This is a genomic window from Kitasatospora sp. NPDC127121 (genome assembly GCF_042677305.1).
Taxonomy (GTDB): Bacteria; Actinomycetota; Actinomycetes; order Streptomycetales; family Streptomycetaceae; genus Kitasatospora.
The window spans coordinates 349,387-371,250 of sequence record NZ_JBHXTQ010000001.1; the positions used below are offsets into that span (position 1 = coordinate 349,387).

18 protein-coding genes are annotated in these 21,864 nt (G+C 73.9%); 7 read left to right on the plus strand and 11 right to left on the minus strand.

All coding sequences use genetic code 11. The annotated features are described in order from the left end of the window. Positions 1-7: 7 nt before the first annotated feature. Together ACFVHI_RS01380 and ACFVHI_RS01385 are read right to left on the minus strand one after the other, a co-directional pair. Complete coding sequence (locus tag ACFVHI_RS01380) at positions 8-1,975, minus strand: hypothetical protein (protein ID WP_380334530.1); 1,968 nt, start codon at positions 1,973-1,975, stop codon at positions 8-10. Next, entirely contained in the window at positions 1,972-3,012 is a 1,041-nt protein-coding gene (locus ACFVHI_RS01385) for an acyltransferase domain-containing protein (RefSeq protein ID WP_380334532.1), read from the minus strand. Before ACFVHI_RS01385 ends, ACFVHI_RS01380 begins: the two co-directional genes overlap by 4 nt. Before the next feature lie 375 nt (positions 3,013-3,387). On the opposite strand from ACFVHI_RS01385, the gene ACFVHI_RS01390 reads away from it, so the two are divergent. Continuing rightward, positions 3,388-4,752 (plus strand): tol-pal system YbgF family protein, encoded by a 1,365-nt coding sequence (locus ACFVHI_RS01390; RefSeq protein WP_380334535.1) that lies wholly within the window; start codon positions 3,388-3,390, stop codon positions 4,750-4,752. A 38-nt stretch (positions 4,753-4,790) separates the two neighbouring features. Here the strand turns inward: ACFVHI_RS01390 and ACFVHI_RS01395 are convergent, their stop codons facing one another. Further along, a complete protein-coding gene (locus ACFVHI_RS01395) occupies positions 4,791-5,849 on the minus strand; it encodes a hypothetical protein (protein WP_380334538.1) in 1,059 nt (352 codons plus the stop codon). Between the two features lie 632 nt (positions 5,850-6,481). On the opposite strand from ACFVHI_RS01395, the gene ACFVHI_RS01400 reads away from it, so the two are divergent. Together ACFVHI_RS01400 and ACFVHI_RS01405 are read left to right on the plus strand one after the other, a co-directional pair. Beyond that, positions 6,482-7,792 carry an MFS transporter gene (locus tag ACFVHI_RS01400; protein ID WP_380334541.1) on the plus strand — a complete coding sequence of 437 codons (1,311 nt, stop codon included), beginning with the start codon at positions 6,482-6,484 and terminating at the stop codon, positions 7,790-7,792. Between the two features lie 51 nt (positions 7,793-7,843). Further along, positions 7,844-8,581, plus strand: a complete 738-nt coding sequence (locus ACFVHI_RS01405; RefSeq protein WP_380334544.1) for a hypothetical protein — start codon at positions 7,844-7,846, stop codon at positions 8,579-8,581. A gap of 171 nt (positions 8,582-8,752) precedes the next feature. On the opposite strand, the gene ACFVHI_RS01410 is transcribed toward ACFVHI_RS01405, so the two are convergent. Further along, a complete protein-coding gene (locus ACFVHI_RS01410) occupies positions 8,753-9,670 on the minus strand; it encodes a hypothetical protein (protein ID WP_380334547.1) in 918 nt (305 codons plus the stop codon). A gap of 223 nt (positions 9,671-9,893) precedes the next feature. On the opposite strand from ACFVHI_RS01410, the gene ACFVHI_RS01415 reads away from it, so the two are divergent. Next, positions 9,894-10,454: a hypothetical protein gene (locus tag ACFVHI_RS01415; RefSeq protein WP_380334550.1), complete on the plus strand. Its 561-nt coding sequence runs from the start codon at positions 9,894-9,896 to the stop codon at positions 10,452-10,454. A gap of 230 nt (positions 10,455-10,684) precedes the next feature. Then, entirely contained in the window at positions 10,685-11,752 is a 1,068-nt protein-coding gene (locus ACFVHI_RS01420) for a hypothetical protein (RefSeq protein ID WP_380334553.1), read from the plus strand. 66 nt (positions 11,753-11,818) lie between these two features. Here ACFVHI_RS01420 and ACFVHI_RS01425 read toward each other — a convergent pair whose 3' ends face one another. From ACFVHI_RS01425 to ACFVHI_RS01455, 7 genes are read right to left on the minus strand one after another with little or no spacing between them, the layout of a single operon-like run. Continuing rightward, a complete protein-coding gene (locus tag ACFVHI_RS01425) occupies positions 11,819-14,023 on the minus strand; it encodes an MMPL family transporter (protein ID WP_380334555.1) in 2,205 nt (734 codons plus the stop codon). 13 nt (positions 14,024-14,036) lie between these two features. Then, positions 14,037-15,260 (minus strand): beta-ketoacyl-[acyl-carrier-protein] synthase family protein, encoded by a 1,224-nt coding sequence (locus tag ACFVHI_RS01430; protein WP_380334558.1) that lies wholly within the window; start codon positions 15,258-15,260, stop codon positions 14,037-14,039. Further along, a complete protein-coding gene (locus tag ACFVHI_RS01435; protein ID WP_079136475.1) occupies positions 15,257-15,529 on the minus strand; it encodes an acyl carrier protein in 273 nt (90 codons plus the stop codon). The genes ACFVHI_RS01430 and ACFVHI_RS01435 overlap by 4 nt, the downstream gene beginning before the upstream one ends. Before the next feature lie 33 nt (positions 15,530-15,562). Further along, entirely contained in the window at positions 15,563-16,558 is a 996-nt protein-coding gene (locus tag ACFVHI_RS01440) for an NAD-dependent epimerase/dehydratase family protein (RefSeq protein ID WP_380334561.1), read from the minus strand. Then, positions 16,555-18,228, minus strand: coding sequence for an AMP-binding protein (locus ACFVHI_RS01445; protein WP_380334564.1), 1,674 nt, complete (start codon positions 18,226-18,228; stop codon positions 16,555-16,557). Before ACFVHI_RS01445 ends, ACFVHI_RS01440 begins: the two co-directional genes overlap by 4 nt. Further along, positions 18,225-19,220, minus strand: coding sequence for a 3-oxoacyl-ACP synthase III family protein (locus tag ACFVHI_RS01450; RefSeq protein WP_380334567.1), 996 nt, complete (start codon positions 19,218-19,220; stop codon positions 18,225-18,227). The genes ACFVHI_RS01445 and ACFVHI_RS01450 overlap by 4 nt, the downstream gene beginning before the upstream one ends. 23 nt (positions 19,221-19,243) lie before the next feature. Further along, positions 19,244-20,140: an alpha/beta fold hydrolase gene (locus tag ACFVHI_RS01455; RefSeq protein ID WP_380334569.1), complete on the minus strand. Its 897-nt coding sequence runs from the start codon at positions 20,138-20,140 to the stop codon at positions 19,244-19,246. A 306-nt stretch (positions 20,141-20,446) separates the two neighbouring features. On the opposite strand from ACFVHI_RS01455, the gene ACFVHI_RS01460 reads away from it, so the two are divergent. Further along, positions 20,447-21,121 (plus strand): hypothetical protein, encoded by a 675-nt coding sequence (locus ACFVHI_RS01460; protein WP_380334572.1) that lies wholly within the window; start codon positions 20,447-20,449, stop codon positions 21,119-21,121. Positions 21,122-21,158: 37 nt separating this feature from the next. Continuing rightward, positions 21,159-21,848 (plus strand): hypothetical protein, encoded by a 690-nt coding sequence (locus tag ACFVHI_RS01465; protein ID WP_380334574.1) that lies wholly within the window; start codon positions 21,159-21,161, stop codon positions 21,846-21,848. Positions 21,849-21,864 lie beyond the last annotated feature (16 nt).

Below are 21,864 nucleotides of genomic sequence, written 5' to 3' on the forward strand. Positions count from 1 at the left end.
CTTCGGTTCACGACGTGCTCCCGGTGCGATCGGAGGAGCCGGTGGAGGAGCCGGTGGAGGAATTGGCGGGGGCGCCGGCGGAGGCACCGTGGGCGGCCAGGAGCGCGGCGGCGTAGTCGGGCTCGTCGAGGGCCGTGCGGGCGAGGCCGGCCCCGGGGTCGAGGGCGGCCACGATGTCCGGCAGGGCCTGACGCAGTCGGTCGCACAGGGCGTCCATGGCGGCGGGCAGGGCGCGGACGGCCGAGGGGGTGAGCACGCCGGTCGCCAGCAGGGGACCGGCCAGGCACCGGGCCTGGCGCAGGCCGTCGAGCGCGGCAAGGTCGGCCGCCCGGGGAACGGGCCACCCGTGCCCGTGCGCGGTACTCCCCTCCACCGCGGCCTCGGCCGCGAGCCGGCGGGCCTGGACGTCCCCCAGCTCCAGGGCGTCCTCCAGCAGCGGGTTCCACAGGTTCAGGTCGCGGTGGAGCGAACGGTGGGGCGAGCGGCGCAGCGCCTCGGTACGGGCCGACGCCGCGGCGGCGAGGTCGTCGGCGAGCCGGTCCTGCAGCGCGGTGACGACCTCGGGCCACCACGCCGCGTCGGTCGGATCGGACGGGAACCGGCCCTGGTCTGACGGAAACCGGCCCGGCCCGGACGGCCGCCGATCAGGGCGTGCCCGCTCCTCGGCGAGGGCGCGGCCGGCGTCGAGCAGGATGAGGGTGTTGTCTCCGCCGGCGCTGTCGAAGGCGCGGGCGAAGCCGAGGTAGCCCGGCAGCCGGTTGTGGTCGAAGAGGCCCGACACCCCGCAGCGGTGCTGGAGGGAGTCGACGAGGTCCGCCACGGCCCGGGTGCTGTGCGCCTTGTGGAGGGCGAGCGAGCGGTCGACCGCGGCCCAGGGGGAGAAGGTCATCGCCGTGCCCGGCCCGTCGGAGGGCCTTGCGGCGCGCAGCCCCGCCCACGTGGACAGGGCCGCCCGGGCGGTGCAGCGCAGGGAGAAGGCGGCGGCCAGCGCTCCGACGACGGCGTGCTGCTGGGTGCGGTAGTCCAGGACCGGGCTCCCGGGCGCCAGCCGGCCGTGCGAGCGGCGGCCCGCGCTGAACCGCCACGCCATCGCCGCGCTGCGGCCCGCCAGGCCCGCCATCGCGGACGGCAGGGTGGCCCACAGCCCCTGGCCGCAGCTCAGGGTCCGCTGGAGGCGGGCGTCGGCGCTGGGCTGCGGGTCGTGCAGCACGCCCGTGGCGTCGATCCCGGCCCCGTCCGCCAGCCAGCGGTCGTACGGGATTCGGGCGCCGTGGAACCGGACGAGGCCGTAGGGCAGCGGGAGCGCGCCCACCGGGAGCGGGCCGGAGACGGACACTCCCGGTGCCGGGCGGCCGTCGGCCCCGGTGATGTCGACGAGGAAGGAGAACACTCCCCCGTCCTGGGCGCCCGTCAGCAGCCGTGCGCAGACCACCGCCTGCTGGGGCAGGCCGAGCGCCGCGACGGAGGAGAACTTCGCGGCCCGGTGGTCCGGGGTGTGCAGCGTGAACGCGCGGCGGGCCGGGTCGAACCGGGCCTCGGTGCGGATCCCGAGGTGGCTGCCGGCGTCGCCGATCTCGGTGACCAGGAAGGAGCCCTTGGTGCGTGCGTGCGCGAGGGCGCCGTCCGGGTCCGCGGCCTTGCCCCCCAGGAGGACCAGCGAGCCGACGCACAGGGTGTAGTGGGAGAGGAAGGTCTGATAGAGCGATGGATCCGCCAGTGCCGTCGCCTCGCTGAGCGCGGCCAGCAGGTCCGCGTCGGCGACCACCTCGGCCGCCGGCGGCAGCGAGGCCGCCAGGCGGGCCAGCCGCCGGTGCGCGCTGACGTCCGTGCGCAGGGCTGCCGCCCCGTGTTCGGCCCGGTGGTCCGCGAGGAGCTGGCCGAACTCCGCGGCCCGCCGGGGAGGGAGCAGCGCCGAGAGGCGGGTCAGGACGTCGATCGCGTCGGTCTCCTCGCCGGGCCTCCGTTCGGTGTTCATGCGTCCCCCCGTGCGGCCGTCGTGGTCGGGTGGTGGTGGTGCGACGTGCCCTCCCCCGGCGTGGCGGGAGGCGGGCAGGAGCGCGGGGGCTCCAGCGACGCCTGGGGCGGAAGCGGCGCCTGGGGGCCGGTCGGCCACGGGCCGTCGGCGACCGGCGCGAGCGCGTCCTGCCGCGGGTCGATCCTGCGCACGCTGTTCGTCAGCGTGCTGCCGGTGCCCGCCTCGACGACCAGCGAGGCGTCCGCCAGGGCCGCGCCGAACACCGCGGGCAGGTCGAAGGGCCTGACCAGGCAGGCGGACAGCCCGCTCGGCAGGTCGCTGTCCGCGCGGTAGAGCCGGCCGGCCACCGCCGAGTACACCGGTCGGCGCGGCGGGGACAGGCGCAGCCGTCGGGCGAAGTGCGCGAACGCGCCGGCCTCGTGGACGAGAGCCGGGTGGTGGCTCATGAACGGGAGCCGCAGCCGCTGCGCCCCCACGCCGTGCGCCGTCGCCGACCGTTCGACGACGGCGAGCCCGTCGAGCGGGCCGGAGACCACCGTCTCCCCGCCGTGGTTGACACAGGCCACCACCACGCCCGTGCCCGGCCCGGCCGCCGCGAGCAGCCGGCGGGCTGTGGCCGGGCCCGCGCCCAGCAGTGTCATGCCGCCGCCGTGGCCGGTCAGCAACTGCCCGAGCCGGCAGGCCAGCCGGGCCCCGTCGGCGACCGAGCAGCATCCGGCCGCGGTCAGCGCGGGGATCTCGCCGAAGCTGACCGCCACGAGGCGGTGCGCCCGGCAGCCGTCGGCTTCGAGTGCGCGGTGCACCGCCAGGGACACACCGAACAGCGCGAGTTGTACGGTCCCGGGCGGCTCGGCGGCCAGCGCGCCGGCGCTGAGCGGGGAGCCGCCTGTCAGTCGGGAGCCGTCACCCGAACAGGAGCCGCCTGTCAGACGGGGGCCGATCGGCGCCACCCCGAACTCGGCGGCGACCACGTCGGCCTCCTCGAAGACCTCGGCGACCGCGCGTGCCAGCGACCCGACGCGGGGAAGCGTCCGCAACAGCGGAGTCAGACTGAAATCCCCCTGCCCGGGGAACATGTGAACGAACTTTCCGGTGGCCGTGGGACTCTGCGGACGCTGCGGGCCGGACATCACGGATTCCGCCTCCACCCTGGGGCACGTTCGAAGGAAACGCCCCGACATCACCGATGGTGGAGTCTGCGGCCGCCCTCGCGGACGCTTTTCGACGGCCGGCCCGTCAAGCTTTTCCGGGCGTCAACTTTCAAGGAATTACAACGAGTTGGGAATCCCATTCGGGTATCCCGGCGGCACCGCGAGCGGATAGCATGGCGGGATGTGCGCAGCGCGACCGCGTACCGCGGAGGCCGGACCGGGCCGCCGTGAGCGCGGCGTCGACGACCCGCCGGGAGAGACATGGCCGTCCGCCGTGTGCCGAACGCCCGCCTTCGCGAACTCCTCAAAGAAGCCCGATGGACCGGAGAGCAACTGGCCCGGGCCGTCAATCAGATCGGCGCCGAATCCGGATGGGCCCGGGCCTACGGGCGCGCCTCGGTGCACCAGTGGCTCACCGGAGCTGTTCCCCGCAAGCCCGCCCCCCACCTCGTCTGCGCGGCGCTGGGTCGTCGGCTCCGACGGCCCGTCACCCTGGCCGACGCCGGATTCGGTGACCCGCCGCCGGACACCCCGACGCCGGATTCCCCGGCGGTGCTCGCGCGGCTCGCGGCGGCGGCCGCCGCACCCGATCGCCACGGGAACCTCCTCTCCTACCAGCCGCCGCCCGCCCCGTCCGGCAGCCCGACCGGCCTGACCGAAGGCCCGACCGAAGCCGCGATCGGAGGCCCGACCGAAGCCCTGACCGGCCCGCCGGTACCCGCGGGCGCAAAGGCGCCCCCGCCCCAGCCGGACGCGCTCGCCCTGCTGCTGCCCGTCTTCTCCGCGATCGACCGCGTCCACGGCGGAGGCCAGGCCCGCACCGCACTCGCCGCGTTCCTCGCGACCACGGCGGCGCCCATGCTCGCCGCACCCGCCCCGCCCGTCCGGCACTTCGGCATCCTCGGAGCCACCGCCCGACTGTGCTACCTGTGCGCCTTCATGCACATCGACGACGACCTCAACGGCCTCGCCGGCCAGTACTACCGCCTCGCCCTCGACCTGGCCCGGCACGCCGGCGACACGGCCGCCCAGGCGATGACCCTGCGCGCCATGGCCACCCAGGCCTACGAACTCGGCCACCGGCGCCAGAGCCTGCGCCTGGCGCAAGCCGCCGCCGACTGCCGCATCAGCTCCTCGGCGCCGCGGCTGCGCGCCTCCGTCCTGGGGCAACTCGCCCTGTCCGAGGCCGCCGTCGGCGATCGGACGGCCGCGCTGCGCCACATCGGCGACGCCCGCGACCTCCTCACGAACGCCACGGGCCCGCCGCCGCCGGTCGGCGACTACCACCGCGCCTCGTGGGACCACCAGCGGGCCCTCGTCGGAGTCGAACTCGGCGACCTTGCCGGGGCGATCAAGCTCCTGGAGGTGTCCGCCGCCCGCAGGCCCCGGGGCGAGTCCCGCTCCCGTGCCGTCGTCCTCAGCAGGCTGGCCGAGCGCCAGCTGGCGGCCGGGCACATCGAAGCCGCCTGCGCCACCTGGCACGAGTTCCTCGACGTCTACCCGCTGCTGGCTTCCCGCCGAGCCCACCTGGCCAGGGCGCGGATGCCCGGGCTTCTGCTCCCCCACCGCCGACGGCCGGCCGCGGACCACCTCATCCAACGGGCCACCGCCCTGGGGCGTGCCTGACGATTCGCGCCCGCCGTACCGTCCGGGCCTTCTCTCCGTCAGGGCCGGCGTGGAGTCCGCGCGAGGACGTCGGTCGCGACCTCCGTGACCGTCCGGTGGTAGGCCACGCTCACCGGCCCCAGGCCGCCGATCGCCCCGACCACGGCGTCCGTCGCGTCTCCGGCGCCCTCGGCGGCCCGCAGCGGGGCGATCACGCCGATGGTCGCCGCCGCCGCGATCTCCTCGGGCCGCAGGGCGTTCAGACCGTTGAACGCCACGAACGTGCCGGAGCGGATCGACGCCGCCACGGCACTGCCGGCGGAGACCAGCACCAGGTCGCTGGACTCCGCCACCGCACGGACGGCGCGCCGCCGGTCGGAGGAGCGGTAGCACCACTGATCGGGGTGCTGGCCTCGAAGCAGCGGAAACCGTGCGCGCAGCACCCCGAGGATCTCCGCGACCTCCTCGACCGGCGAGCACGGGTGCTGGACGAAGGACAGCCGCTCGGGATCGACGGACCGCAGGGCCTGCGCCCCGGCCGCGTCGGCCACCCGGACCCGCCCCGCCTGCTGCGCGGCGGGACCAGCCGGGGCGAAACCGCCGCCGCCGAGCACGAGGACGGTGTCCCCGCGAGCCTCGTACTGCCGGACGGCGGCCCACGTCGCGGCCGCCCGCGGACACTCGGCCTGCCCCGCGCCCCCTGCGGACGGGGCGAGCCGGTTCAGGGGCTGGGACGGGACGACCGGGGTCGGTCCGCACGCGGGCTCCGACGCGCAGACGATCAGCCGTCTGGTCCGCACCGTGGCCGACCAGACCCGGACGGCCTCCGCCGCCACCGCCTCCTGGCGGGCCGGAGCGATCACGGCGATCCCCACCACGGCCCCGTCCAGGTCGATGTAGGTCGTGGCGAACAGCCGCCCGCCCCGGCCCGCCGGCAGGATTCCGCCGGCACCGATCCGGGAGGCGAACCCGCGCTCGTGGAGCCACCCGGCCACGAGCGGGGCCGCCGGGCAGGTCACCGGTCCGCGCGTCGGATGGACGTAGCCGGACAAGACGGTGATCGGACCGTCAGGGCCCGATGCCACGTCGGACTGCTCCGTCAACCGGGACCGGTTCATGCCGGCTCCTCCCAAGGGTGGCTGGCCACGTCGTTCGGCTCCGGCGAAGATCGCGGATGCCGTTGGTGATCTTCCGAGTGTGCCCGGTGAAGCCGCGTCGGCGAGCTGCGGACAGCGCCGTGGACAGAGATGTCGCCGACGGGTGTCCGGCAGGCGCAGCCGCCAGCGCTTCGGCGGGGGCGGCGGGGGCCGGAGCGGTCGACGGGCCGGATGTGAAAGTCGGATTCTCCCTGAATCCGACCCGCGGGTTCGCCGTATACGAATGGAAGTCGCATTGTCCTGGCGGCCGGACAGTCGAAATCCACTCCACGCCACCATGGTTCACCAGCGACAGGATTAACCTGAACGCCGCATTCGGACAAGAGGTCGAGTCGACCACACAAACCGCGAATCCCCTTGCGGTGGCGCTGAGTTGAACCAACCTCCGGCCGACCGCGCCGGACACCCGGACGGACCTCCCGAGTTCGGGGCACAGCTGCGGTGCGCACGCGAATAGTCCAGCCCGCGACGGCCTGCGTGGCGCGATGCCACCGGCGCTGGAATATTGCTAGAAGTGACGGCAGTCACACGCAATGGAGTTCGATGTGCGCTTCGCGACGCGCGATGTCCGCCGCTCGGTCATCGTCAGCCTCATGGGTACCACGCTCGTCTGGTACGACTTCTTCCTCTACGTCAACGCTTCGGTGCTGGTCTTCAAGCACCAGTTCTTCCCCTACCTCTCGCCCTTCGCGGCGACGCTCACCGGCATCGGCCTCTACGGGGCCGCGCTGGTGGCACGGCCGGTCGGCGGGGCGCTCTTCGGGCATCTCGGCGACCGCCACGGCAGGCGCCCCGCCCTGGTGGGCGCGCTGCTGCTGACCGGGGCCTCCACCGGCCTGGTCGGGCTGCTGCCCGGCTACGGCCAGATCGGCTTCGCCTCCCCCCTCCTGCTGGTCACGCTGCGCCTGCTCCAGGGGCTCGGCCTGGGCGGTGCGTGGGGGGCCGCCACCGTCGTCGCGCACGAGTGCGCCGAACCGGGGCGCCGGGGGCTGGTGTCGAGCTGGGCCCAGATCGGCGCACCGGCGGGCAACCTGCTGGCGTTCGGGGCCATGACAGCGGTCTCCGGTGCGCTGACCCCCGCCCAGTTCATGACCTGGGGCTGGCGACTGCCCTTCCTGCTCTCCGCCGTACTGGTGGTGGTGGGGCTGTGGGCCCGGGCCCGGATCGAGGAGACCCCCGCCTTCCGGGCGCTCGCCCTCACCGGGGCCCGCGCCAGGCGGCCGGTCGTCGAACTGATCGCCCGGCACCGCAGGCAGCTGCTCATCACCACGGCGATCACCGCCGGAGCCGACGTCGTGCTCTTCGGCTTCTCGTTCAACTACGTCCTCACCCTGCTGCGCGTCGCCGGCCTGTCGCTCAACGCCCTGATCGCGCTCTCGCTCCTCGCCCCGCTCGCGTTGATCGCCCTGATCCCGTTCTTCGGCGCGCTGTCCGACCGCTACGGGAGACGACGGGTCTGCCTGGCCGGGACGATCACCATGGCGGTCTGGGCCGCCGCGTTCGCGCCCCTGCTGCGCTTCGGCTCTCCTCCGGTCCTGGTGCTCGCCTACCTGCTGTCGCTGGTGGGCTTCGCCGCGATGTACGCCCCCCAGGCGGCCCTGGTCTCCGAGCTCTTCCCGAGCCGCGTGCGCCTCAGCGGAACCGCCGTCGGCTACCAGCTGGGCGGACTCCTCGGCGGCACCCTCGCCACCTACCTGACCGCCGAGGCCACCGACTGGTTCAAGTCCCCGGCCGTGACCCCGCTCTACGTCCTCGCCGTCCTGGTGGTCAGCGGTACGGCGCTCCTCACCCTCGCGCGCGACGGCGAGGACGACGGCTCCCCCGCAGCGGCCGGGCCCTCGGGCTCCGGGTTCCCCACCCCGTCGAGCCGTCCCACAGCCCCGGCCCCCGGACTCCCCGGGTGAGCCGGCCCGCAGCACCACCGGGTTCCCCCACCCCAAGAAAGGCACGACCCCATGAAGCACCCCATCGGTATCGCGGCCGCCGCCCTCGCGGCCGGCACCCTGGTCGGCGGACTGCTCGTGTACGACACCTCTGCCGCCGGAGTGCCCCAGGTCATCACTTGTGAGGACAACTTCACGATGACCTTCAGCTCCGGCCTCACCCTCGTCCCCCAGGACAACATCACGGCCACCCTCGGCAACCCCAAACTGCTCAACTGCACCGGTGACGCCCCCATCACCCAGGCCGACTACGTGGGGACCGGCCTCGGCAACGGCGTGACCTGCGCGGCCGGCAGCTACCAGAACGCGCCCGGCACCCTGCAGCGCGTCACCTGGGAGACCGCGAACGGCCAGCCCACCACGGAGGACCCGGGCACCACCGACTTCACCTGGGACATGCAGCCGATCCAGGACCTGCTCAAGTCGAGCAACCCCCTCAGCGGCGGCATCACCGCGGGCCGCTACAAGGGCGCCACCTGGACGGTGGTCCTCGACCCGGTCAAGTCCAACATCGACCTCACGGCCTGCAGCACCCCGACCGGCCTGAAGTCGATGACGCTGGACGGGACGGTCACCATCACGCTGCCCACCGGCACGCCGTCCCCCACACCGACACCGACCTCCACCTCCAGCCCGACCGCCACCGCCACCCCCACGCCCACCGCCACACCTACGGGCACCCCCACGCCCACGGCCACCCCCACGGCCAGGCCCATGCCCGTCCCCTTCGTCCCCGCGCAGGACGCCTGATCCCGAACGGGCGCCCCACCGCCACGCTGCCGCAAGCCCCGCCCCTCGCTGCGGAGCGGGCGGTGCCCGGCAGGCTCGGGCCGGGCAGGACGAGCCTCCCGGACACGGCGGCCTGACGAAGCACTGGGCCCCGACGCCGATCAACCCGGCGCCGGGGCCCAGCCCGCTGGTCTAGTAGACGAGCGTGATGCAGCCTCCGCCGCCCGCGGTGCCCGCGGTGCCGTCCTCGCCGGGGGTCTGGGGGTCGTCGAAGTTGCCGACGTAGTCCTGGCCGTCGCCGCCGTCCCCGCCGTCCCCGCCGTCGCCGGTGCCCACAGGGCAGGCGGCCGGCACATGGGCCCCCGCTGCACCGCCTTCGCCGCCCACGCCGCCCGTGCTGCCGGGGACGGTCTGACCGACGGTGGCCGGTGTCACGTCGATGCCTTCCCCACCACCCGCGCCGAGGTCACCGTCGGATCCGCCTGTGCCGCTGGGCCCTCCGCCCTCGCAGGCGGAGGCGGGGACGATGCCTCCGCCGTGGCCTCCCTCACCCCCGGCGCCGCCGAGCACGCTGCCCCCGCCCCCGCCCCCGGGACGTGACCCGCCGTCCACGGCTGCCAGGACGACTGCGCCGCCGGCGAGGGTGGACCGGCCGCCGGCGCCCCCGTCGGCGCCGTCGACGCCCGGGTCGGCCTCCTCACCGCTGGCGCCTCCCGCTCCACCGGATCCGCCGCTGCCGACCGTGAGGGTCAGCACGTCGCCGGGGGTGACGGCCAGGGTGCAGGTGACCCGGGCGCCTCCTCCGCCGCCGCCTCCCGCCCCGCCCCCGCCGCCGCTCTTGAAGAGGCCGGTGCCACCTCCGCCGCCCCCGCCACCTCCCCCGGCACCTGCCGCGACGAGGGTGACGGTGATGCCGGTGACACCGTCCGGGACGGTGAACGTGGCGTCGGTGGTGAAGGTCCGGGTGGTCGCGTCCCGGGCGGGCGCGGTTGCGCCGACGGGCAGCACCAGCGCCCCCGCGAGGCATCCGGAACCGAGGGCGGCGCGCACCCTCCGGGGGCGGGCAGGCCTCACACGGGCTCCGGCTGTCACCCAATCGTCGTAGCTCATGCTCAAACAGTGCTGTGGCCACGATCCTCCCGCGACGCCGGAGTGGGGATCGGGTGACCCGACCCGTCCGCGGCGGGGCGCCCGCACCGACCACCTGGCCGCCCCGTCCCGCTGTCCGGGTGAGACACGGAGTGCGACGGTGCCGCACAAATGCCGGTTGATCGAGTACCGACGATCCTTGGCGCCAAGGCACTACACCGACGAACAGGAAGAGGGGCACACGATGAGGCGTCTGATGGTGGCGGCGGCCGCGGGCGGGTTGCTGGCCGTAGCGATCCCGGGGGCGGCCGGGTCCGCGCACGCCACGGAGGTACTGAAAGACCTGACCTGCTCAGGGCCGGTGACGCTGACGTTCAAGAACCCGGTGACCGACGCGGCGGCATCGAACTCTTACACGGTCGAAGGCACTCTCGACGACTGTTACAGCGCCGCCGGAACCAACTCGAACGTCGACCACGGCACGATCTCCTCGGTCGGCACCGGGACGTTCTCCTGCCTGTCCTACCACCCCTTCTCCGGAACGGCGACCTTCACCTGGTACGACGTCAACAACAGGGACCTCGGCCGCACCACCGTCTCCTTCCAGGGCGGGGAGAAGGGCAACTCGGGTGGCAGCGAGGTGACCAACGACGAGACCGGCATCACGGACGTGACCAGCACCCTCCTGCCCCTCAACAGCTACCAGGGAAGCTTCGACCTGTCCGGCATCACCGGCTCCTGCGACACCGGAGTGACGGCCCTGACCGGGAAGCACGAGGTGGACTTCAGCCTCGCCTCGCTCTGAGCGCACAGCACGCGCTCTCGAGCCCCCGGGCACCGTCCGCCGCCCGGGGGCTCGCCATTCCTGTGGCCACTGTTCGGAAGGCGTACACCCTTGCCGCGTTGACTCCGGCACGGTGAACGGAACAGATTCCGTCAAGCGCGTTGACCAAAAAGCTACATGACGATATGTCAGTGTACGAGCCGTTGGGCCAGGAGCCCGCTTCACCGCTACGTGCCGATGGAGGCGCAGACATGGTCGATGGAATCCGCGAAGAGGACGAGTCCGGCGGGCCGGGGGCAGCACCGGTGGCACGCCGAAGCCTCCTCCGGGCCGCAGGACTGGGTGCCGCCGTGGTGGGCCTGGGCGCAGCCGTGCCCGTGACAGCCGCAGCCGAGGACCGGTCCGCGACCCCCGCAGGCAGCACCCGTCGGCCGGACGTGCTGAACAGCGTGAACCTGTACTGCTCGGCGGACGCGGGCACCTACATGGGCGGCGGGACGGCCACCGTGCAGGTCACGGTCGGCAACTTCAGCAGCACCGCGGCCACCGGACCGGTGTCGCTGAAGGTCATCACCCCGTTCTACGCCAACGTCGCGGCGCTGCCGTCCGTCAGCGGCGGCACCTCCCGCTGGCTGTACCAGAACAGCGCGCCCGACGTGCCCTCCGTCATCCAGGTCTCGTTCAACGGCTTCCCGGCGAACACGGCCGTGACCGTGCCGGTCACCTTCACCCTGCTGTCCGGCGCCCCCAACATCCCCCCGATCGGCCGGGCGATCTTCACCACCGACGCGAGCAACACCACCGACATGGACAGCGATCTGACCCGCAACGTGTGGGAGTTCGGCTTCGTCCGCTCCAGCCTGGCCGCCCCGCCCCCCGGCAACGCCAACCTCTACTTCACCTCCCCCCAGCTCCCCCTGATCGCCGGAGGTCCGTCGGCCGAGATCCCGTTCCACTTCTACAACGGCGCCGGCACCCTGTTCGACGGCACCCAGAGCCCCGCGAACTTCACCTTCTCCACCCCCTTCTACACCCAGGTCCCCACCGCGGGCCGCCCGCCCGGCCTCACCGCGCTGTACGAGAACAACGACCCCGCCATCCCCTCCGTCTACCGGCTCTCCGTCCCGCCGGGGCTCGGCGCCCTCGGGCCGCAGACCCCGGCCACCATCGGCATCCCCTACCTGATGCAGAGCGGCGGCCCGAGGGAGTACACCGTCTCCTCCGCCATGATCACCCCCACCGGCAGCGACACCCAGGGCGACCTCACCATCGCCCACCACCACTTCGGCATGGTCTCCGTCATCGACACCGCCGTGTAGCCCGGTCGGACCACCGGCACTGCTCCTGGTGTCCTGCGCCGGATCTCCGGCGCAGGACACCGGCGCTCAGAGCCCACCGCCACCGCCGGCCGGACGGACGTCGAGGAGCTGCGCCGCCGGCCGCCGCAAGCGCGGTGTCCACCAGTTGAGTTCGCCGAGCAGGCGCATGGTGGCGGGGACCAGCAGCATGCGCACCACGGTGGCGTCGACGGCCACGGCCACCAGGACACCGAGGGCGATCTCCTTCACGGTGACGACGGGGCTGGTCGCGAAGGCCGCGGCGACCAGCACGATCAGGGCCGCCGCGGCCGAGATCAGCCCGCCGGTGCGCCCGAGGCCGGTCACCACGGCGCTCGCGTTGTCCATGCCGCCGCGGTGGAGCTCGCGGATCTGTGCGATCAGGAAGAGTTCGTAGTCGACGGAGAGCGCGAAGACGAACATCAGCATGATGGCGGCCTCCAACGCGCCGACGTACCCGGTGGGTTGAAGGCCCAGCAGCCGGGCGCCGTGGCCGTCCTGGACGGTCCAGGTGACGGCCGCGAAGGCGATGCCAAGGGACATCGTCGTGGTGATGACCGCCTTGAGCGGGACCAGCAGCGACCGGAAGGCCAGGAAGAGCAGGCCGAGCGTGACCACCAGCAGGTACCCGACCAGCGCCGGGAGCCTGGCCTTCAGCGTGTCCAGGACGTCGGCGTTGGCCGCGGCCGGTCCGCCGACCAGGACGCTGCCGCCGTCGGGCGGGTCGAGCGCCCGCACGGCGCGCACCAGTTGCTCGGCGGCGGGAGCGTCCGGAGCCGCGTCGGTGCTGACGGTCAGTATGGCGCTGTGCGCGGTGCTGACGCGCAGCCGGACGTCCTGGGCGTTCGGCAGTCCGGCGAGCCGCTGCTGCCAGCGGGCCAGTGCGGCCTTGCCCGGCTGGCCGCCGATGTCGTCCCGCAGGTGGGCGACGACCTGGAGTTGGTCGAGCGCGGCCGCCGGGAAGTCCTCGTGCAGCTGCTCCTGTGCTCTGCGGCTGGCCGCCCCGGCGGGCAGGGTCCGCTGGTCGCTCGCCGCGAGGTGCAGGCCGACGACCGGGACGCTCAGCACGGCGATCACCGTGACGGCGGCGGTGAGCCAGGCCCACGGGTGCGTGACGGCGCTCCGGCCCAGCCGGTACCAGAACCCCGTCTCCTCGCCCTCCGCCCAGGCACGTCCGAGACCGGCCCGTCCGAAGCCCGGCAGCCGGACGCACCCGGCCTCGACGCCCGGGCCGAGCACGGCCAGTACGGCGGGCAGCATGGTGAGGCTGACGGCGCCGGCCAGCGCGACGGTGACGGCGGCGCCGATGCCGAGGGAGCGGGTGATGGGGAACGGGAGCAGGGTCAGGCCCAGGACGGCGAGCGAGATTGCCGTCGCGGAGTAGAGCACGGTGTGCCCGGCGGTGGCCATGGTGGCGGCCACGGCCCGGTGCGGGTCGCCCCGGTGGCGCAGCTCGCGCCGGAAGCGGACGACGACGAACAGGGCGTAGTCGACGGACAGCCCGAGAGCGATCATGACGACGACGTTGCGGGTGACGTAGCTGACCGGCACCAGTGGGGCGAGCACGCGCAGCACCGCGAAGGACAGCGTGAGGCTCGCGCCGGCCACGGCCAGCGGCAGCAGGGCCGCGGCGAGGCTGCCGAAGAAGAGCAGCAGCAGCAGGAACAGCAGGGGGAAGACGTAGAGTTCGGCCCGGGTGAGGTCGTCGTCGACGGTGCGGTCCAGGTCGGCCTGGAGCGGGACCTGCCCGGCGTAGGCGACGGTGAGTCCGTCGGCGTGCAGCAGCCGGCGCAGCCGCTCGTAGGAGGCGGTCTTGGCCTGGTCGCCGGTGCCGGCCAGTCCGACGACCACGCAGGCCGCGTGCCCGTCGGTGGAGAGGAGTTCCCGCTTGCCGGTGTTCCAGTAGTGCTGGGCACCCGTCAGCACGGATCTGGGCACCTCGGCGAGCGCGGTGCGCACGGCTTCGCCGAACTCCAGGTCGTCCACGGTGAGGGTCTCGCTGCGGAAGACCACGATCGTGCTGGTCCCGCCCGCGTTGTAGTGGTGTTCGATGGCTTCGAGCGCCCGGCTGGACTCGGCCCCTTGGTTGGTGAAGCCGCCGTGGGACAGCCGCGCGGGCAGCCCGGCCCCGACGACCGCGGCGACGGCCAGCAGCAGGGCGGTGGTCCACAGCACCGCCCAGCGGTGGCGGGCGACGAGTGCGCCGAGCCGGGCCCCGGTGCCGTCGGGCGGCGCCGGGGTGGCTCGGACCACGCCCGTCCGGGGGTCAGTCCCGGCGCAGGGCGAGGACGACATTGTGGCCTCCGAAGCCGAAGGAGTGGCTGAGCGCCGCGTCGATGCGCTGCCGGCGCGCCGTCCCGGTGACGCAGTCGATGTCGAACTCGGCGATGTCGGGGGTGAGGTTGGCGATCGGCGGCACCAGCCCGCGTTCGATGGTCAGCACGGTGAGCGCCGCCTCGATCGCGCCGGCCGCGCCGAGGCTGTGGCCGAGCACGCCCTTGGGGGCGGTGACGCTGGGCTGGTGCGGCAGGGCGCGAGCGATCAGGCCGGCTTCGGCGGCGTCGTTGAGTGGGGTGGAGGTGCCGTGGGCGTTGACGTGGCCGATGTCGCCGGCGCCCAGGCCCGCGCTGCGCAGCGCCGTGCGCAGCGCCTGTTCCGCACCGGCGGCGCCCTGGGGCGGCGCGGTCGGGTGGTGGGCGTCGTTGCTGGCGCCGTGTCCGGCGAGCACGGCGCGCGCCCGGGCGCCGCGCGCCCTCGCGTCCGCGGCGCGCTCCAGGACGAGCACGGCGGCGCCCTCGGCCAGGACGAAGCCGTCCCGGTCGGCGGCGAACGGCCGGGAGGCGCCCGGTACGTCGTGCCCGCGTGCCGACAGGGTGCCCATCCGGTGGAACCCGGTCGCCACCAGCGGGCTGAGGGCGGCTTCGGCGCCACCGGCCAGGACGATGTCGCAGGACCCCGCGACCAGCAGGTCGTGGGCGATGGCCAGCGCCGTGGCACCGGAGGCGCAGGCGGTGGCGCAGGCGAGCGTGGGGCCGCGCGCGCCGAACTCCTGGGCCACCTCGCCGACGGCCATGTTGCCGATGACCATCGGGATCACCGTCGGCGAGACGTGGGCCGGCCCGCGCTGGTGGAGTCGGCGCAGTTGGTCCTCCCAGTGCGGCGCGCCGCCGAAGCCCACCCCGAGCACGACGGCGACCCGGGCGCCGTCCCACCCGCCGGTGTCCAGTCCCGCGTTCTGGACGGCCTCCCGGGCCGCGAGCAGCGCGAGCTTGCTGAACCGTCCGATCCGCCAGGCCTTCTTGCGCCCGACCGCCGTGTCCAGGTCCATGGCGGGGATGCGGCAGGAGAACGTCACCGGGGCGGCGTCGAGGTCCGGGTCCGGTGACGCGGTGGGTGTGCCGGCGCAGACCCGCTGCCAGGTCTCCTCGGTGCCGAACCCGGCCGGGGTGACGAGCCCCAGGCCGGTGACGGCGATCTCGGGGCGGTTCACGCGACGGGTTCGGTCGCGTCGCCGAGTCGGGCCTGGACGATCCGGGCGACGTCGATGAGCGTGCTCTGCCGGTCGGCGTCCTCCTGGCTGATCAGGATGCCGAACTCGTCCTGGAGCACGAAGGCGAACTCGGCCAGCGCGAGCGAGTCGACGTCCATCTCCTCGAACGTGGCGTCGGGGCTGATGGCGTCGGCGGATACGCCGAACCGCTCGACGAGCAGGGTCTGGGCGGTGTCGCAGACGTCGTCCACGGAGAGCGTCGTGTCCATAGTCGTTCCTTTCCGGAGTGTGAGGGGGAGGGCTCAGCCGCCGGTGGTGCGGTGGTGGCGGGTCAGCTCGGCCATGGCGTGGTCGAACGTGGTGGGCGGCTCGAAGCCGAGGTCGCGCCGGGCCGCCGTGAGGTCGAACCAGTGCGGCCGGGTGAGCTGGTGGAGCAGGAACCGGCTGAGGCCGTGGTCGGTGTGGCGGCGGAGCACCGTCGTGGTGGCGTCGGCCAGGACGGCGGCGGCCAGGGCGACGGGGTAGGGCACCGGGCGCCAGCTCGCGCGGCGTCCGGCTGCGGCGAGGAGCCTGGCCACCACCTCGCGCAGGGGTCGCGGTTCGCCCTGGGCGATGAAGTAGGCCTGCCCGGCCGCCGGGTGGCCCGGTCGCAGCCGGTCCAGCGCGAGCAGGTGGGCGTGGGCCGCGGTGGAGAGGTGGCAGGTGTCGACGAGGTTGGTGCCGCGGCCCGGCATCAGCAGTCGCCCGGTTTCGGTCGCCCGCAGCAGGGCGGGCAGGAAGTGCGGGTCGCCGGGCCCCCAGATCAGGTGGGGCCGCAGCACCGTGGTGGCCAGGTCCGGGCCGTTGGCGGCGAGGACGGCCGCCTCGGCCTCGGCCTTGGTACGGGGGTAGGCGGCCGAGTGGTGCCGGGGCCCGGGCAGGGACTCGTCCGCCCCCGTGACGCCCTCGGGGGTGAAGGCCACGCTCGCGGTGGAGGTATAGACCAGTTGGCGGATGCCGAGGGCGCGGCAGGCGGTCAGGACGTGCCGGGTGCCGTCGACGTTGACCGCGCGGTACGGCTGCTCGGGGCCCCGGACGCCGGCCAGGGCCGCGTTGTGGATCACCGCCTCGCACCCGGCGAGGGCCCGCCGGACGGTACGCGGGTCGGCGATGTCGCCCAGGTGCTGGCGGACCCCGAGCCGCTCCAACTCCGGGCTCCGGCGGCGGTTCAGCGAGACCACCTCGTCGCCGCGCCCGGCGAGGCGGCGGCACAGCTCCAGGCCGAGGAAGCCGCTGCCCCCGGTGACCAGGACCCTCATCGCCCGCCTCCCGGCACGCCGCCCGGGCGTCGTCGGCTCAGCCGGCGGCGGGCCCAGCGGGCGAGGCGGTCGCGGTCGACGCGCGAGTTGTGCCTCGGGTCGGTGGGCAGCCGGCGGTGGAGCAGGACGGCGGCGATCCGGTGGCCGCCCGGCACCGCCGACAGGGCGTGCCGAAGCCCCTGGAGGACGGCCGTCGCCGAGTTGGCCGCCGATGGCGCCAACTCCACGCAGAGCACCGGTCGTTGACGGCCGGCCGGCCCGAGTCCGATCAGCGCGGTGCGGCCGATGCCGGGCACCGCGTCGGCGATCCGCTCGACCACGGCGGTGTCGAGTGCGAACCCGGTTCCGTGCACCCGGTGCGCGGAGCGCCCGAGGAACCACAGCCGGCCGCTCTCGTCGAGCCAGCCGAGATCGCCGGTGCGGTGCAGCACGTCCTCGCCGGTGCCGACCTTGGCGGCCGCGTTCGCTCCCGGGCGAGCGTGGTAGGCCCGACTGACCTGCGGGCCGCCGACCGTGATCTCTCCGTAACTCCCTTGTGGAACCGGCCTGTTGTATGACACGGGGCCGACCGGCACCAGGATGTGGGCCGCGATGCCGGGCACCGGGCGGCCCAGGCAGACCCCGCGGTGGGCGTGCCGCGGTTCCGCGTGCGCGGCGGCCAGTTCGGTGCTGTCGATCACGCTGACCGGCAGGCACTCGGTGGCGCCGTACGCGCTGAGCAACGTCGCCTCCTCCGGCAGCGCCCGGCGCAGCGCACGCACCAGCCGTTCGGACGGCGGGGCGCCGAAGGAACAGGCCAGCCGCACCGGGGCGAGCGACAGTCGGCCGTGCTCGCACTCCCCGGCCAGGGCCCGCAGCACCGCCGGGGAGGCGCACACCACCGAGGCGAAGTGTTCGGTGACGGCGCGCGCCAGGTCGGCGCCCCGGGTGCGGGCCGGTCTGAGGTGGTTCACGGCCGGGACGACGGTGGTGGCGCCCGTGGCGGGCCCGAACAGGGCGAAGGGCAGGAACCCGGCGAGCAGTACCTCGCCCGGGCCCAGCCCCAGCAGCCCGGCGAGGGAGCGGACCTGGGCGGCCAGCTGCCGGTGCTCGTACTCCACGCCCTTGGGCACTCCGGTGGAGCCGGAGGTGAAGGCGATCAGCGCGAGCGAGGCCGCGGGCGGCGGGCTCGGCCACGGCGGCTCCGGCTGGTCGGGCTCCGGCCTGGGCGCGCGCGGTCGACGGCCCGTGAGCAGCGAGACGGTGACGTGTGGGCGGGCCCAGCCGAGCAGCAGCCGGGCCAGCTGGGCGAGCGGGTCGCCGATGAACACCTCGGGCCGCGTCTCGTCCAGACAGGCCCGCAGCGCCGGACGGGGCAGCGCCGGGTCGATCAGCACCGGCACCGCACCGAGGGCGAGCAGCCCGTACACGGTGGTCACCAGGTCGTACGGGTCGCGGGCCATCACCACGGCCTTCTGCCCGGCGCCGACGCCCGCCTCGCGCAGTTCACGGATGCGCGCCCGGCAGGCGGCCTCCAGCGTCGCGAAGTCGACGGTGTGCCAACGGCCGCGCGGAGCGGGCCAGACGAGCGCGGTGCGGTCCGGCTGCAGGCCGGCCCAGCCGGCCAGGTGGGCGGCGAGCGTCTCCGGCCAGGCGTCCCGCTCCTCGGTCGCCCCGGGGACCGCGCTCACCACCGCAGGGCCATGACGCCGAGGCTGGTACCGCTGGCCAGGCCGAGGATCCCCACCAGATCGCCGTCGTGCAGCCGGCCCTGCTCCTGCGCGAGTGCCAGCTGCAGCGGGATGGTGGCGGTGGCGACGTTGCCGTAGTCGGGAAAGGTGGAGATCACCGCCTCGGCGGGGATGCCCGCAGCGGAGCAGAGGTCGCGGGCCATGGCCACCGAGGGCTGGTGGACGCAGAACAGCGCGCAGTCGGCCACGGAATCGATCAGTTCGCCCGCGGCCTTGAAGGCCTGTTCCCGCAGCTCCGCGAAGGAGGCCGTCAACGCGGCGTCGTCGACCTCCAGCTCGTGCATCCGGCCGGTGGCGTACGGGCTGCGCAGTACCGCACTCGGCCACGCGGCCGGGTTGGCGAAGAAGCGGCTGCCGAGGATGCCTGGCCGTTCGCTCGCCTCCACCAGCACGGCCGCCCCCATGTCGCCCAGTGTGAGACTGGCCAGTGCCGATGCGAGCCGGCCGCGGTCCGGAATGCGCCAGCGGGTGATCCGGCTGGGTGTCTCCCCGGTGACCACCAGCACCCGCCGGTAGGAGCCGAGCCTGATCAGCGCGTCCACGCTCTCCAACGCGCTGAGCACGCCGTTGCAGGCGTTCATCAGGTCGAAGACCGGTGCCGTGACACCGAGTTTGGCGGCCACCACGTTCGCGGTCGCCGGCTCGTCGAGGTCTTTGTTGATCCCCGTGTAGACGAGCAGGTCGATCGCCTCCGGCGGGAGGCCGGCGTCGCGCAGGACGGCGGCACCCGCCCGGGCCGCCAGGTCCGAGGGCAGCTCCCCCGGCGCGGCCACGCACCGCTCGCGCAGCCCGAACATGTGCTCCAGCAGCCCCGCCGGCAGCGCGGCCCCGGGGCTCTGCCGGCGCAGCTCCTCCTCGATCTCGCGGGAACTCTGACGGGCCTCGGGGACATGGACCCGTACGAGACTGATCCTGCTGTGGGGCGAGGGCATGGGTACCTCTCCGTGATGGTTCGTCATCGCGTGGACAGGAAGCGCCGGAGCGGCCCGGTCAGGGAATCGCCGGCGTCCTCCAGGACGAAGTGGCCCGCGTCGGCGAAGGCGTGCACCTCGGCGTGCGGGAGCCTGCGCCGCCACTCCCCCAGGACGAGCGGGGTGAACACCGGGTCGCGCAGGCCCCAGCCGATGAACACCGGCAGCCCGGCGAGGTCGGCGCTGTCGCCACCGGGATCGACCAGGGACCAGGCGGGGTCCGCGCCGCTGCGCGGGATCTGCCGCAGGAAGTCCCGCACCGCGCGGCGCTGCCACGCGCTGCGGTACGGCCGCAGGTAGGCGGAGCGGACTTCGGCGGGCAGCGGCCGGACCACCCCGGCCCGCAGCGCCGCCCGGGGGAAGACGTTCAGCAGGTGCGCCGCCTCGCCGAGCGGCCGGACGTCGCGCAGCAGGGCCAGCGAGCGCGGCAGCCGGTACCCCTCGGGCCAGCGGAAACCCACGCTGTTCAGCACGACCAGCTTCGCGACCAACCCGGGGTGCCGCCTCGCCCAGGCCAGGCCGATCGGCCCTCCCCAGTCGTGTACCGCCAGGGTCCAGCCCGCCGACGGCGCCCGACGCTGCTCGATCAGGTGGGCCGCCAGCGCGTCGAGGTGCTCCAGCCGCTCCGCGAGCGGAATCGGACCGGCACCGGTCCTGCGCTGGGAGAGCCCCATGCCCAACTGGTCCGGCACGATGCAGCGGAAATCCCCGGTCAGCGCGGTGATCAGACGCCGCCACAGATATCCCCACGTCGGGTTTCCGTGCAGCATGAGCACGACGTCGCCGGATCCGTGGTCGACGTAGTGCAATCCGGATTCCTCCTCGCGCCACCAGTGCTCCCTGCCCGGAAAGCCGGGCAGGAGGGGTCGACCGGGCAGCATGGGGTTCTCCCCTTGTCCGTCGGGCGGCCCGACGGGCCAGCGCTGAAAAGGTCTGCCGCAGAACGTAACCCGAGGCCGGGGGAAGACCCGGCAAGCACGCGCCGGTATCCCCCGACTGCCCGATAGTAAAGATTGTTCACGATCTTCAGTAGCAAAAAGACAACCCGGGAGGAGTTCGATCGTGCACTGCGACAGTCGGATCAATATCGCACCGTAAAGGCGAATCCAGCCCCGCTCGGATCGCACGGAGCCCCACTGGTGGTGATTCTGACAGCAGTAGTTCGCACCTAAACAAAGGAGGACATTATGGGCGATCAGCCCACTGCCCAGGGCGCACCGTCCGGACCGCGCACCAGGCGCCCCTCGGTCCGGCGCTGGCGGCTCGCCACCGTCCCGCTCGCCCTGGTCGCCACGGCCGCCGGTGCCGGCCTGCTCTTCCAGCAGGCCGCCCCCACCCCGGCCGCCGCCAGCGAGTCCGCCGGCCACCGCGACACGCTCCTGACCAAGCTCACCTGCTCCGGGCAGGCCGTCGGCAGCAGCAGCGCGCCGATCACGAACACCCCCGCAACCGTGTCCCTCTCCTGGGTCGGCACGTTCGACGAGTGCTTCGCCGAGAACGGCGGGCCCACGGACGTCCTGTCGGCGACGTTGACCTTCGCCGGCACCGGCACGCTCTCGTGTTCCTCCCCCAGTACGTTCAGCGGCACCGAGACCATCACCTGGTACAGCAAACTGAACCAGACCGGCAGCGTCGTCGGAACCTCCACCGTGACCACCAACGGCGCACAGGACGTCGAAGGCGACCCCGCGCGCGGGGACATCCTCAACTCGAGCGACGGCACGGTGTCCCTCGGCAGCAAGGTCCTACCGCTCGCCGGCGTCCTCGCCACCTTCGAGCCCACCAGCGACATCAGCCACTGCTCCAACGGCCTGAGCAGCCTCACCGCGAAGCACGACGCCCAGTTCTCCAGCCTCCTCTGACCCCCTCAGCCGCCCGACTTCACAGAACAGGAACACCATGCCTTCGCACTCCTGGGACTCCGACCCCGTGCCGACGCGGGAAGCAGCGTCGTCCAGGCCCCACCGGTGGCGCCTGGCCGCCGTCCCGCTCGCCCTGGCCGCGGTGGCCGCCACCTCGGCCGTGCTCCTCCAGCATCCCGCCCCCGCCTCGGCCGCCGACACGCCGGTCGTGACCGACGGGGCCAACGGGGTCGCCGAAACCCGGGCCAACCCCCTGCTCCGGCTCATGTGCTCCGCGGAGGGTACGGTCAACAGCACCCAGCCGATCACGGACACCCCCGCTGCGGTCGACCTGTCCATGAACAACGGCGCCATCGACAGGTGCCTGACGAAGAACGGCGGCCCCGCCCTGTCCGCCGGATCGGTCTCCGTCACCGGGTCGGCGACCCTCTCCTGCAAGCAGGTCGGCCAGCTCACCGGCACCATCGTCGTCGACTGGGTCGACGCGAACGGCAACCCGGCCGGCACCTCCACCATCAACACCTCGGGCATGCAACGCGTCGAGGGCGACCCCTCGAAGAACCAGATCGCCAACAGCCTGAATGGCACGGTGACCCTCGGCAGCACCGTCCTGCCCGGCGCCACCGTCACCGGCACCCTCTACCCGGGGGCCGACATCACGGACTGCGACAGCGGGACCATCAGCAGCCTCCCGGGAAGTCGAATGATCATGCGCTTCAACCTCTGAGGCTCCCTCGACACCC